The sequence below is a fragment of the Streptomyces sp. HUAS ZL42 genome (assembly GCF_040782645.1).
Lineage (GTDB): Bacteria > Actinomycetota > Actinomycetes > Streptomycetales > Streptomycetaceae > Streptomyces.
Genome location: NZ_CP160403.1, coordinates 5,592,577 through 5,604,687, shown reverse-complemented (window position 1 = coordinate 5,604,687; position 12,111 = coordinate 5,592,577). Strand labels below are relative to the sequence as shown.

Sequence of the window (12,111 nt, the reverse complement as noted above, 5' to 3'; positions counted from 1 at the left end):
GAGACGCGGGAGGCACACCGGTGTTGATCAGGCGCTGCTGCTTTCCTCGGGCATGATCCGCCCGGCAGGCCCCAGATCGACCGGCCCGACCCCGGCGCGGCGCGCGAGCGCGACGGCGGCGAGGGTGGAGTGGACGCCCAGCTTGCCGAGGACGTTCTGCATATGGGTGCGGACGGTGTGCGGTGACAGGAACAGCCGCTCGGCGACGGCCTTGCGGCCGAGGCCCGCGACCATGCACCGCAGCACTTCCCGCTCCCTCGGCGTGAGGGACTCCACCAGCCGCTCGCTCTCGGTGCGGTGCTTGCGCGCGGCGGTCAGCTCCCGCAGCACGCCCGTGAGCAGGGCGGGCGGCAGATGGGTCTCGTCCCGCAGTACCCCTCTGATGACGGTCAGCAGCCGGGACAGCGAGCAGTCCTTGGCCACCCAGCCGGACGCCCCGGCCTGCAGCGCGAGCGCCGCCCTGCGCGGGTCGTCCTTCTCGGCGAGGACGACGATCCGTACGCCGGGCTGCCCGGACCGCACCCCGGCGACGAGGGAGATCCCGTCGACGAGACCGTCCTCGCCCACCTCCTGCACGGGCACGGCGGGCCGGACGCCCGGAACGTTGCCGCCCAGATCGGCGTCGACGAGCAGCACGTCGTAACGGCGGCCCTCGGCTGCCGCGCGCTCCAGGCTGCGCAGCGCGGCGGGGCCGCTGCCGGCCGCGGACACGTCGACGTCGGGCTCGGCGGCCAGGGCCGCGGCGAGCGACTCGGCGAAGATACGGTGGTCGTCGACGACCAGAACTCGGATGCGAACCACGAAACCCCCTTCCCCAGGCTCCTGAAGAGCAGGGGATACCCCAAGGTCCGGAGAACGACGACCGGCACGGGTACGACGCCCGGAGGGCCGCTCGCACCGCACGGCCGCCGCCGTGCAGAGACTGCTACCCCCACTGCGGGCGTCGTACCCGACTGTCTCGCCCCCTGATCAGCACCGGCCCCCACCGGTGCTGCTCATCAGGGTAGGGCTGTGAGCGGGGAGCGGAAGGTAATTTGCAGAACTGGTTGGCCAGCACGTTTATGGTGTGCCGCATGTTTCGCATTGAGACAGAAGTCGACAAGGCCCGGCGCGATCTTCTCCGTTCCCGGTTGCGCGACACCAACACCGCTGCCTCGCCCATACTCCGCGCCCTGCGCGGCACTCCCGGCGAACGCGAAGTCCCCCTGCACGTCTGGGCCTTGGACGAGGCCTCCGAGCTGGCCGGCGGCCTGGTCGGCCACACCTGGACGACCTGGCTGCATGTGGCGTACCTGTGGGTCGACGAACGCCACCGCGGCACGGGCCTCGGCACCCGCCTGCTCTCGGAGGCGGAACGCGTCGCCCGCGAACAGCGCGACTGCCGTCGGGTGCGCCTGGAGACGTGGGACTTCCAGGCCCCGGAGTTCTACAAGCGGCTGGGCTACGAGGTGGTGTGCGTGATCGAGGACTATCCGCCGGGGATCACGGAGTACACCCTCACGAAGCGGCTGGGGTAAGGACCGGGTTCCTGGCGCAGGGTGAGGTCACCCCCCGGCACAGGGGGTGATCCGCACGCTCAGACCAGCCGCCGCGCCCCCGCCGCCGGTACCGCCTCGAACAGGCGCGGCGCCGTGAAGCCGGCCGCGCCGAAGGCCTCCTCGACCGTCTTGGAGATCGTCTCCACGTCGGCCGCCTCGGCGAGCACGATCGCGGAGCCGCCGAAGCCGCCGCCCGTCATCCGGGCACCGAGGGCACCGTTCGCCAGGGCGGTGTCGACGACCAGGTCCAGCTCGGGGCAGGAGATGCGGAAGTCGTCCCGCAGAGAGGCGTGGCCCTCCGTCAGGACCGGGCCGATGGCACGGGTGTCGCCCGACTCCAGCAGGGACACCACCCGCTCCACCCGCTCGTCCTCCGTGACGACGTGGCGGACCAGCCGGCGGACCTCCTCCTCGTCGCCCAGCCGCTCCAGGGCCGCGTCGAGCCCGGCGTACGGCACGTCCCGCAGCGCGTCGACGCCGAGCAGGGCCGCGCCCTTCTCGCAGCCGGCGCGGCGCTTGCCGTACTCGCCGTTGCTGTGGGCGTGCTTGACCTGGGTGTCGACGACGAGCAGGCGCATGCCCTCGGCGGCGAGGTCGAAGGGGATCTGCTTCTGGGACAGGTCCCGGGTGTCGAGGAACAGGGCGTGGCCGGCCTCGCAGCACGCCGACGCCGTCTGGTCCATGATCCCGGTGGGGGCGCCGACGTACACGTTCTCGGCGCGCTGGCACAGGCGCGCCAGCTGCCAACGCTCCAGGCCGAGCTCGTACAGGTCGTTCAGGGCGAGCGCGACGACGACCTCCAGGGCCGCCGACGACGACAGGCCCGCACCGGAGGGGACCGTCGAGGCGAGATGGATGTCGGCTCCGGTGACGGGGTGGCCGGCCTCGCGCAGCGCCCAGACGACGCCCGCCGGGTACGCCGTCCAGTTCCGGTCGCTCTGGGGAGCCAGCTCGTCCAGCCGCAGCTCCACGACACCGCCCGCGACGTCCGCCGAGTGCAGGCGCAGTACGCCGTCCTCGCGCCGTGAGACCGCCGCGACCGCGGTGTGCGGCAGCGCGAAGGGCATGACGAAGCCGTCGTTGTAGTCGGTGTGCTCACCGATGAGGTTGACGCGGCCCGGGGCCGACCAGACACCTTCCGGTTCGGTTCCGTAGAGCGCCACGAAACCGTCCCGCACCTGCTCTGCCGCCACTTACTGCTCCCTTGCGCTGCTGACGAGGGTCCGCGTGAACTCCCACGCGTCCGCGACGATCCCCGCGAGGTCCGCGCGGGACGGGTTCCAGCCCAGCTTCTCCCGGGCGGTGGCGGCCGACGCCACCAGCACCGCCGGGTCGCCGCCCCGGCGCGGGGCCACGATCTCGGGGATGGGGTGGCCGGTGACCTGGCGGACCGTCTCGATGACCTCGCGGACGGAGAAGCCGTTGCCGTTGCCGAGGTTGCAGATCAGGTGCTCGCCGGGCCGCGCGGCCCGCACCGCCAGCAGGTGGGCCTCGGCCAGGTCGGCGACGTGGATGTAGTCGCGGACGCAGGTGCCGTCCGGCGTCGGGTAGTCGTCGCCGAAAACGGAGATCGCCTCACGGCGGCCCAGCGCGACCTGCAGGACCAGCGGGATGAGGTGCGACTCGGGGTCGTGCCGCTCTCCGTACGCACCGTACGCGCCCGCGACGTTGAAGTAGCGCAGGCTGACCGCGCCGAGGCCGTGGGCGGCGGCCTCACCGGTGATCATGTGGTCGACGGCGAGCTTCGAGGCGCCGTACGGCGAGGTCGGCGCCGTCGGGTCGGCCTCGGTGATGGGCGTGTTGACGGGCTCGCCGTACGTGGCGGCCGTGGAGGAGAAGACCAGCTTGCGCACGCCCGCGTCACGCATGGCGCCGAGCAGGGCCATGGTGCCGCCGACGTTGTTGTCCCAGTACTTCTCGGGCTTCACGACCGACTCGCCGACCTGCGAGAACGCGGCGAAGTGGAGCACGGCGTCGAAGGAGGAGTCGAGCCACTTGGCGGCGTCACGGATGTCGCCCTCGATGAACGAGGCGCCCGCCGGTACTCCCTCACGGAAGCCGGTGGTGAGGTTGTCGAGGACGACGACCTCGTGCCCCGCCTCCAGGAGGTGCTGGGCGACCACGCTGCCGACGTACCCCGCACCGCCCGTGACCAGATACTTGCCGCTCATGAACTCGCTACCTCTCGCAGTCGCTCGGCCGCGCGCTCCGGCGGCACGTCGTTGATGAACACGCTCATGCCGGACTCGGAACCCGCGAGGAACTTCAGCTTGCCGGAAGTGCGGCGGATGGTGAAAAGCTCGAGGTGCAGCGCGAAGTCGTCGCGGCTGACGCCGTCGAACTCCTCCAGCTGACCGAACGGCGCCTGGTGCCAGGCGGCGATGTACGGCGTCGGAGGCTCACTCTCACCGAAGATCCGGTCGAAGCGCCTCAAGAGTTCCAGATAGACCTTGGGGAACTCTGTGCGCGCCTCCTCGTCGAGCCCGAGCAGATCGGGCACGCGGCGCTTCGGGTAGAGGTGCACCTCGTACGGCCAGTGCGCGGCGTACGGCACGAAGGCCACCCAGTGTTCACCCTCGAGGACGACCCGCTCGTCGGCGAGTTCGTGCTCCAGGACGGCGTCGAACAGGTTCTCGCCGCCGGTCGCCTCCTTGTGCGCGGCCAGCTGGCGCAGCATCAGCGCTGTGCGCGGAGTGGTGAACGGGTAGGCGTAGATCTGCCCGTGCGGGTGACCCAGTGTCACACCGATCTCGGCACCGCGGTTCTCGAAACAGAACACCTGTTCGACGGAGGGCAGATGCGACAGCTCCGACGTCCGGTCGGTCCAGGCGTCCAGCACCAGTCGCGCCTGCTCCTCGGTGAGGTCCGCGAAGGACGCGTTGTGGTCGGAAGTGAAGCAGACGACCTCACAGCGCCCGGAGTCGCCCGCCAGCGAGGGGAAACGGTTCTCGAAGACGACGACGTCGTACGACGAGTCCGGGATCTCGCTCAGCCGCTCACCCTGCGAGGGGCACAGGGGGCACTCGTCGGCCGGCGGGTGGTAGGTGCGGCCCTGGCGGTGCGAGGCGATGGCGACGGAGTCACCGAGCAGCGGGTCGCGGCGCACCGCCGAAGTGGTGACCGTGCGCTCCAGCGGTCGCCGGTCCACGGCGTCGCGCACCGCGTCGTCCTCGAGGTCGTAGTAGATCAGCTCACGACCGTCGGCCAGCTTGGTCGAGGTCTTCTTCACCGCGACTCCCCATCCCTACGTCCAGCAAGGCATCAAACAGAACCGAACGCATCAAAGCACAAACCCGCACGGACGTCACCACCACAACCAAACAAAGAACACCAAGCGAAGTGAGCAGTGCATGCGAACCCCCACGTTCCACATGTCGCACACATCCCCCACACACCTCGCAGCCGAGCTACGGCTCCCCACGAACTGGCTCGACTACACGATCCTCGGGATCTACTTCGCCGTCGTCCTGGGCATCGGGTTCGCCGCCCGCCGCTCGGTGAAGACCAGCCTCGACTTCTTCCTCTCCGGCCGCTCCCTGCCCGCCTGGGTCACCGGCCTCGCGTTCATCGCGGCGAACCTGGGCGCCACCGAGATCCTCGGCATGGCCGCGAACAGCGCACAGTACGGCGTCTACACCACCCACTGGTACTGGATCGGCGCCATCCCGGCGATGGTCTTCCTGGGCCTGGTGATGATGCCGTTCTACTACGGCAGCAAGGTCCGCTCCGTTCCCGAGTTCCTCCTGCTGCGTTTCGACAAGTGGGCCCACCTGCTCAGTTCGATCCTGTTCGCCTTCGCCGCCATCCTGATCGCCGGCGTGAACCTCTACGCCCTCGCGATCGTCGTGGAGGCCCTGCTCGGCTGGCCGCAGTGGGTGGCGATCGTGGTGGCCGGCTTCTTCGTGCTGGCATACATCACCCTCGGCGGCCTGTCCTCCGCGATCTACAACGAGGTGCTGCAGTTCTTCGTGATCCTGGCGGCCCTGATCCCGATCTCCGTGCTCGGTCTGAAGAAGGTCGGGGGCTGGGACGGGCTCGAGGACTCCCTCACCAAGACGCACAGCCCCGACTTCGTGACGGCGTGGGGCGGCACCGGCATCGGCGACGCCAACCCGCTGGGCGCGAACTGGCTGACGATCGTCCTGGGACTGGGCTTCGTGCTGTCCTTCGGCTACTGGACGACGAACTTCGCCGAGGTACAGCGGGCCCTGTCGGCGAAGAACCTCTCGGCGGCCCAGCGCACACCCCTGATCGCCGCGTTCCCGAAGATCTTCATCGTCTTCCTGGTGATGATCCCGGGCCTGGTGGCGGCGGTCGTGGTCCCGAGCATCGGCACTGCCCGGTCCGACCTCCAGTACAACCACGCGATCCCGTACCTGATGAGGCAGTTGCTGCCGAACGGCGTTCTGGGCATCGCCGTGACGGGCCTGCTGGCCGCGTTCATGGCCGGCATGGCGGCGAACGTCTCCTCCTTCAACACGGTGTTCACGACGGACATCTGGGCGAAGTACGTGGTGCGGCACCGGGAGGACGCGTATTACGTCCGCTTCGGCCGTCTGATCACGGCGATCGGGGTGCTGGCGTCGATCGGCACGGCGTTCCTGGCGTCGTCGTTCTCGAACATCATGAGCTATCTGCAGACACTGTTCTCCTTCTTCAACGTGCCGATGTTCGTGGTGTTCATCATCGGCATGTTCTGGAAGCGGGCGTCGATGAAGTCGGGCTTCTGGGGCCTGCTCGCGGGCACGACCGCCGCGATGATCAACTACTTCGTCATCTACAAGAGGGACATCATCGACATCCCCACCGACCAGGGCGCCAACTTCGTCTCGGCGATCGCGGGCTTCGTGGCCGGTGCGGTGGTGATGGTCGCCGTGTCCCTCTTCACGGCCCCCAAGCCGGCCGCGGAACTGCAGGGCCTCGTCTACGGCACCCGCTCCCCTGGCATGGCCGAGCCGCCCGCCGCCGGGGACGACGCGTGGTACCGCAAGCCGGCGCTGCTGGGCTGGGGTGCGCTGATCCTGGCCGCCGCCTGCTACATCCCGTTCTCGATCTGACCGCGGGAGGATGGAGAGACCATGTCCGAGTACTCCGAGGAGAACCTCCAGCGGGAGATCACCGAGCTGGAGACCAAGTCCACCACCGCCGCGCGGCTCTTCGACATCCGGCGCATCATCGGTGGCCTGTTCGTGCTGTACGGCGTCATCGTCACGATCACGGGCCTCACGGACGACGACGCGGCGATCGACAAGGCGCAGGGCGTGAACATCAACCTCTGGACGGGGCTGGGGATGCTGCTCCTGGGGATCTTCTTCCTGGCGTGGCTGAAGCTGAGGCCCACGGCTCCGCCGCCGCCGGAGGACAGGACCGTGGAGTGAGGGCGGAGCTTCACGGCTGACGAGGGCTACTGTCGGCGCGGGGTGGGTCGCGCAACGCGGCGCTGACGGGGCGCCGCCCGCGCCCACCCGTGCCGCCCCAGGCGGCACGCATGCCCGCGGACCAACGCGTGGCTGGGCGCCAGGGCTAGGACTCCTGCTCCGGCCGCCCCGTCGGGCCCGCCCTGTCCAGCAAGCCCGTTCGTGCCGCCAGTGCCGCTGCCTCCAGGCGGGAGCCGACGCCCAGTTTCATCAGGACGCGTTGGACGTGGGTGCGGGCGGTGGACGGTGCGATGCCCATGCCCGCCGCGATCAGCCTCGTGTCCTCGCCGTCCGCGACCCGGACCAGGACCTCCACCTCCCGAGGCGTGAGCATCTGCAGCAGCCGCTGGCCCTCGTCGTCCGGCTGGGCGGCGGGATTGAGCAACTCGCTGAACGCGCCCTGCAGCAGCTGCGGCGCCACCGCCGCCTCCCCCGCCCGCGCCTTCATGATCGCCCGCTCGACGCCCTCGATGCGCTCGTCGTGACGCACGTACCCCGACGCCCCCGCCGCGAAGGCCGCCGCGATGCCCCGTGGGCTCGGCACGGGCCCCAGCACCAGCACGGCTACCTGCGGCCGCTCCCGCTTGATCTTCACCACGGGATCGAAGATCCCGGGCTCGGCGGGCGTGGCCGTCCCCAGCAGGCACACCTCAGGTGCACGCGTGATCACCAACTCCGCCGCACCCGCGGCCGGCGCCGCCGCCGCGAGCACCCGGTGTCCTCGCAGCTTCAGCGCCGAGGCCAGCGCCTCGGCGAGCAGTCGGTGGTCGTCGACCACCATGAGCCGCACTCCCATCGAGCAACCCCCCAGTCCCCCCAATGGATGCCCACTGGTCCGAATGGACAGAGGGCGCCCCCCGGCACCCCCGCCCTTCATGCCCCCGGAAGCTACACGCTTGTTCGACGTTGCGCTCCCCCTACCGGTGAGAAGTGCCCCGGATCGCCGAAATTCCTCTCATTCGTGGGTGATGAGCGGTACGCGAACGGCCCCGCCCCTGAACAGGGACGGGGCCGTCGATCAAGCGCACGAATCAACCGCTCGTACCGAACGCCAGCGCCAGGTACTCCTTCTCACCCGCTCTGGCCTCGTCGGCGTACACGCCCGCCATGTACAGGTGTCCCTGCGAGTAGAGGATCTCGGCGTACTCGGGAGACATGCTGGTCTCCGCGTCCCGCACCGCCTCGGAGTCCGGATTCTCCAGCAGCTTCGTCTGCTTGAAGGACCCGCCCTCGATGCTGACGATCTGGCCACCCTTGTCGTACGGCGGACGCTTGTACGCGATCACGTTGCCGCCGTCCATCCGCAGCGGCGTGATGGTGTACCCGTCACCGGCGTCGGCACGCTGGCCGGTCTGCTTGCCGCTGGCCAGGTCGAACGCCACGATCTCGTTGGTCTGGCTGTACTCGCCGGTGCCGTCGTGCTCCTCGGTCGGGATGTACAGCCGGTCGTTGCCGACCGCGATACCGGCGCAGTACTCGATCTTGGATATGCCGTCGCAGCGGGCGGCGTACGAGTCGCCCGGCGCCGAGATCCGGGTGCGCAGCTTGCCGGTCTTGTTGTCGATGGAGAAGAAGTCCGAGATGCCACTGCCGTCGCCCGCGGTGTCGCCGACGTCGGCGGCCACGACCAGCGGGTCGGTCGACACGACGCTCGCGTACTCGATGCCGGTGGCCAGCTGGTACTCGGAGATCACCTTCCCGGAGGCCGGGTCGATGGTCTGGATGTGCAGCCGGCGTGCGCCGTAGTCACCGCACTTGCGCACCGCCACCAGCTTCGGGCCACCGCCGTAACCGGCGTCGTAGCAGGTGTCGGTGGCCTTCGGCGACCACAGCAGCTTGCCGGAGCCGATATCGAAGGCGGCGCCGCCCCTGGTGCTGCCCACGGCGACGGTGCCGGCGCTGACGGTGACGTTGTCCCAGTTGATCGGGGAGTCACCGGCGTTGACGGTCTTCTCCCACAGTTTCTTGCCCGCCGCGAGGTCGATCGCCGCGACCTGGCTGCAGCCCGCGGTCGAGTTCTTGGGCGGCATCTTGGGCTGGAAGACGATCGCCGTCCTGTTGGCGTCGGTGGAGAAGCGGCTGGCCTGGCACACCGGCCCGGGCAGCTTGATCGTCCACAGCCTGGTGCCCTTGTCGCGGTCGTAGCCGACGATCTCGGCCACGCCGCTCTTGACGTACGCCTTGTCGGTGATCCAGGAGCCGGACACCACGTACGTGTCCTTGACCGAGGGCGCGGGGACCTGGAAGAGGACCTTGGCGGCCGGGTCGGCGGGCACCTTCTCCGTGCCGCCGGAGGACGTGCCCCCGTTGCCGCCCTTGTCGTCCTTGCCGCCTGTGCCGCCGCTGGAGCTCGCGGTGTCGTCCTTCTTGCCGTCGTCGCCGGACGAGGACGAGTACCAGATGCCGCCGCCGACGATCAGCGCGATGGCCACGACGGCGCCGACGATGATCATCAGCTGTGCGTTGAGCTTGCCGCCTCCGCCGGACCCGCCCGCCTGCGGCTGCAGCGGCATGGTCGGCTGCTGGTAGCCGTAACCGGGCTGCTGCCCGTACGGGTTCGGCGGCTGCGGCTGACCGTACGCCGGCGTCTGCTGGCCGTAAGGGCCGGGCTGCTGGCCGGGGTAGCCGTGTCCGGCGGGTGCCTGCGGGTATCCGTACCCGGGCTGTGGCTGCCGGCCCGGCGGCGTGGGCGGGGCTGCCGGAGGCGCCTGGGGGTATCCGTAGCCCGGCTCCGGGGCGTTGCCGGGGTTCGGCGGGCTCTGCGGTGCGCCGAAGCCGCCCTGTGGCGGGGTGTCCTGCGGCGGCTGATCCTGCGGCGCGCCGAAACCTCCCCCCTGCGGGGGCTGGTTGGGCGGTGGGGGCGGCGGCTGGGTCATGGTGTGCGTACCTCGGAAAGACGGGAGCGGGGAGCGGACGGGGACGGGACGCGGACGGGACGCGGACGGGATGCCGGTCGGCGCGGACCGGTTCGGCACGGGGCCGGTCGGGACGGGGTCGATGGGCAGGGGGCCGGCCGGAACGGGGCCGGTCGACTCTGCGGCCGCGGAACCTGCCGGTCGGACCCGCCGGGTGCGGAACCATCCGGAGACCCGGCCGACACCGAGCCGACCGATACGGAACCAGCCGACCCGGGCCCGGGTGACCGGCGCGGGCCCGTTGGGAACCGGCAGCCCCACCCGCGCCCCGCGCGAGCGCGAAGCCGAGCGCCATGGCCCGGCTGGGCGCCGGAACCGTCACCGCGGCCGACCCGTCGCGGAGCCGACCGGCTCGAACCCGCCCGGCGCGGAGCCGGGACGCGCGGAGCCGGCCGGCGCCGAGCCGTCGACCGATCAGCCGGCGGCAGCCACCGGCTCACTTGCCGAAGGCGAGCATCAGCTTCTCCTTCGTGTCGTCATTGCCCGACAGCCGGGTGGTGGAGATGTAGAAGCGCCCGCCGACCCAGTCCACGGCCCGCGAGTAGAAGCCGTTCTCGATGTCCGCGGTGGCCTCGGGCAGTTGGAGCAGCTTCGTCGTCGTGTGGCTGCTGCCGGTCGTCGGGATCGACACGACCTGGCCGGCCGCGTCGTACGACGGCTCGACGTAGGCGATGAGCTTGCCGCCCTCGACCCGGATCGGCAGCATCGACTCGTCCGCCGGGGACTTCACGCGCCACTTCTCCTTGCCGGTGGCGAGGTTGATGGCGACGATCTCGTTCGGGCCGCTGGTGGCCTCGGTGGGCAGGTAGAGGGTGTCGGCGTCGGCGGCGGTGCCCTGGCAGCCCGTGAGGTTGCGCTGGAGGACGGCGAAGCCGCACTCGGGGGCGAAGTCCTCGTCGAAGCCGACCTGCGAGCGGAACGCACCGTCGGCCTTGAGCGTGGAGATGTTCCACGCGTTCTTGTCCTTGTTGGTGCTGTAGACGACGAGCGGGTCGACGGAGTAGGTGCGCGCGACCGTCCAGCCCTTGTCGAACTTCTGGGTCCACTTGACCTTGCCGGTCGCCGGGTCCAGCTCCTGCATCTCGTCGTGCTCGTTGGTGCCGCCGGCACCGCAGGACGCGACCGAGATCAGCCGGGTGCCGCCCGCGAACGACGTCGGGAAGCAGGCGTCGCCGTACTTCTTCTTGTCGAACAGCTTCTTGCCGCTGGTCACGTCATAGGCCGTGCCGGACTGAGAACGGCCCACCATCAGTGTCTTGCCGGTGATGGAGAGTTCGACGGTGAGCGCGCTGTCGAACAGCTCGCCGTCCGAGACCGTGCCGCTCCAGCCCTTCGCGCCGGTGCCCAGGTCGATCTGCTGGAGCTGGTTGCACTTGGCGCGGTCGCTGGAGCCGCTCATGTACGCGACGACGATCTTGTCGTCGGACGTCTTCTGCGGGGTGACCGCGCAGATCTTCTGAGGGAAGGCGACGGGGTCCCAGGTCGGCCTGCCGTCACCGACGTTGTAGGCGACGAGCTCCTTGTACGCCGCCTTCACCGCGGTCTTGCCGGTGATCCACATGCCGGCGGCGTCGGCGCCGGAGGCGGGTGCGTCGGGCGCCTCCTTGTACCAGAGCACCTTCGCCTCACCGGCCTGCCGGTCGGCGTTGAAGTCCTCCGGGTCCTCACCGCCGTCGCCGTTTCCGTCACCGGGGTTGACCGGGCTGTCGCCCGCGGAGGGCTTGTCGTCACCGCTCGGCCCGGCGACCGGTTCCTTCTTGCCGTCGTCGCCGCTGACCGCCCACACGGTGCCGCCGATGACGAGCAGCGCCGCCACCGCGGCCCCGACGATCACCGCGGGCCTGCCCTTGAAGGGGTTGCGGGATCCGGGCGGCGGGGTGCCGGGCGCGCCCGGGAACTGCGGCTGGGACGGGTAGCCGTACCCCGGCTGGCCGTACGGCCCCGGCTGCTGCGGCTGGCCGTACGGACCGGGCGCGTTGTACGGGCCGGGCGCGCCCTGGGGTGTGCCGTACGGCCCGCCGGGCTGGGCGTAGGGGCCGGGCTGCTGCGGATAGCCGTAACCGGGCTGCGGGGCGGGCGGGGGCTGGGGCGGGTTCTGGGGCGCCTGGGGTGCGCCGAAGCCGGGCTGTTGCGGCGGCTGTTGCGGCTGCGGCGGCTGGTCCTGCGGCGGGCCGAAACCGCCTTGCTGTGGTGGCTGGTTGGGCGGCTGAGCCATCAGCGTGTTCCCCCTCGTCACTGATT

At 70.4% G+C, this 12,111-nt stretch carries 10 protein-coding genes; 3 read left to right on the top strand and 7 right to left on the bottom strand.

Annotated elements, in window-relative coordinates; translation table 11 throughout:
- Positions 1-27: 27 nt before the first annotated feature.
- Positions 28-801 carry a LuxR C-terminal-related transcriptional regulator gene (locus ABZO29_RS25845; RefSeq protein WP_367322561.1) on the bottom strand — a complete coding sequence of 258 codons (774 nt, stop codon included), beginning with the start codon at positions 799-801 and terminating at the stop codon, positions 28-30.
- A 260-nt stretch (positions 802-1,061) separates the two neighbouring features.
- Between ABZO29_RS25845 and ABZO29_RS25840 the strand changes: the two genes are divergently transcribed.
- The gene (locus tag ABZO29_RS25840) at positions 1,062-1,517 is read left to right on the top strand and encodes a GNAT family N-acetyltransferase (protein WP_367326246.1); all 456 of its coding nucleotides are present in this window, start codon (positions 1,062-1,064) and stop codon (positions 1,515-1,517) included.
- 59 nt (positions 1,518-1,576) lie between these two features.
- Here the strand turns inward: ABZO29_RS25840 and galK are convergent, their stop codons facing one another.
- From galK to galT, 3 genes are read right to left on the bottom strand one after another with little or no spacing between them, the layout of a single operon-like run.
- Complete coding sequence (galK, locus tag ABZO29_RS25835; protein WP_367322560.1) at positions 1,577-2,731, bottom strand: galactokinase; 1,155 nt, start codon at positions 2,729-2,731, stop codon at positions 1,577-1,579.
- On the bottom strand, positions 2,732-3,709 hold the full coding sequence (galE, locus tag ABZO29_RS25830) for a UDP-glucose 4-epimerase GalE (RefSeq protein WP_367322559.1): 978 nt from the start codon (positions 3,707-3,709) through the stop codon (positions 2,732-2,734).
- Complete coding sequence (gene galT, locus ABZO29_RS25825; protein WP_367322558.1) at positions 3,706-4,767, bottom strand: galactose-1-phosphate uridylyltransferase; 1,062 nt, start codon at positions 4,765-4,767, stop codon at positions 3,706-3,708. Before galT ends, galE begins: the two co-directional genes overlap by 4 nt.
- Before the next feature lie 121 nt (positions 4,768-4,888).
- On the opposite strand from galT, the gene ABZO29_RS25820 reads away from it, so the two are divergent.
- Positions 4,889-6,595, top strand: a complete 1,707-nt coding sequence (locus ABZO29_RS25820) for a sodium:solute symporter family protein (protein ID WP_367322557.1) — start codon at positions 4,889-4,891, stop codon at positions 6,593-6,595.
- A 21-nt stretch (positions 6,596-6,616) separates the two neighbouring features.
- Entirely contained in the window at positions 6,617-6,916 is a 300-nt protein-coding gene (locus ABZO29_RS25815) for a hypothetical protein (RefSeq protein WP_367322556.1), read from the top strand.
- Between the two features lie 145 nt (positions 6,917-7,061).
- Here the strand turns inward: ABZO29_RS25815 and ABZO29_RS25810 are convergent, their stop codons facing one another.
- The 3 genes from ABZO29_RS25810 to ABZO29_RS25800 form a co-directional block, all read right to left on the bottom strand.
- Entirely contained in the window at positions 7,062-7,751 is a 690-nt protein-coding gene (locus ABZO29_RS25810) for a LuxR C-terminal-related transcriptional regulator (protein WP_367322555.1), read from the bottom strand.
- A 235-nt stretch (positions 7,752-7,986) separates the two neighbouring features.
- Positions 7,987-9,831, bottom strand: coding sequence for a PQQ-binding-like beta-propeller repeat protein (locus ABZO29_RS25805; protein ID WP_367322554.1), 1,845 nt, complete (start codon positions 9,829-9,831; stop codon positions 7,987-7,989).
- Positions 9,832-10,306: 475 nt separating this feature from the next.
- Positions 10,307-12,085, bottom strand: a complete 1,779-nt coding sequence (locus tag ABZO29_RS25800; RefSeq protein WP_367322553.1) for a PQQ-binding-like beta-propeller repeat protein — start codon at positions 12,083-12,085, stop codon at positions 10,307-10,309.
- Positions 12,086-12,111 lie beyond the last annotated feature (26 nt).

Excerpts from the sequence above, each read along its gene's own strand:
- ABZO29_RS25840 (WP_367326246.1), top strand. The coding sequence starts at position 1,062 with ATGGTGTGCCGCATGTTTCGCATTGAGACAGAAGTCGACAAGGCCCGG.
- galE (WP_367322559.1), bottom strand. The coding sequence starts at position 3,709 with ATGAGCGGCAAGTATCTGGTCACGGGCGGTGCGGGGTACGTCGGCAGC.
- ABZO29_RS25820 (WP_367322557.1), top strand. The coding sequence starts at position 4,889 with ATGCGAACCCCCACGTTCCACATGTCGCACACATCCCCCACACACCTC.
- ABZO29_RS25815 (WP_367322556.1), top strand. The coding sequence starts at position 6,617 with ATGTCCGAGTACTCCGAGGAGAACCTCCAGCGGGAGATCACCGAGCTG.
- ABZO29_RS25810 (WP_367322555.1), bottom strand. The coding sequence starts at position 7,751 with ATGGGAGTGCGGCTCATGGTGGTCGACGACCACCGACTGCTCGCCGAG.
- ABZO29_RS25805 (WP_367322554.1), bottom strand. The coding sequence starts at position 9,831 with ATGACCCAGCCGCCGCCCCCACCGCCCAACCAGCCCCCGCAGGGGGGA.
- ABZO29_RS25800 (WP_367322553.1), bottom strand. The coding sequence starts at position 12,085 with ATGGCTCAGCCGCCCAACCAGCCACCACAGCAAGGCGGTTTCGGCCCG.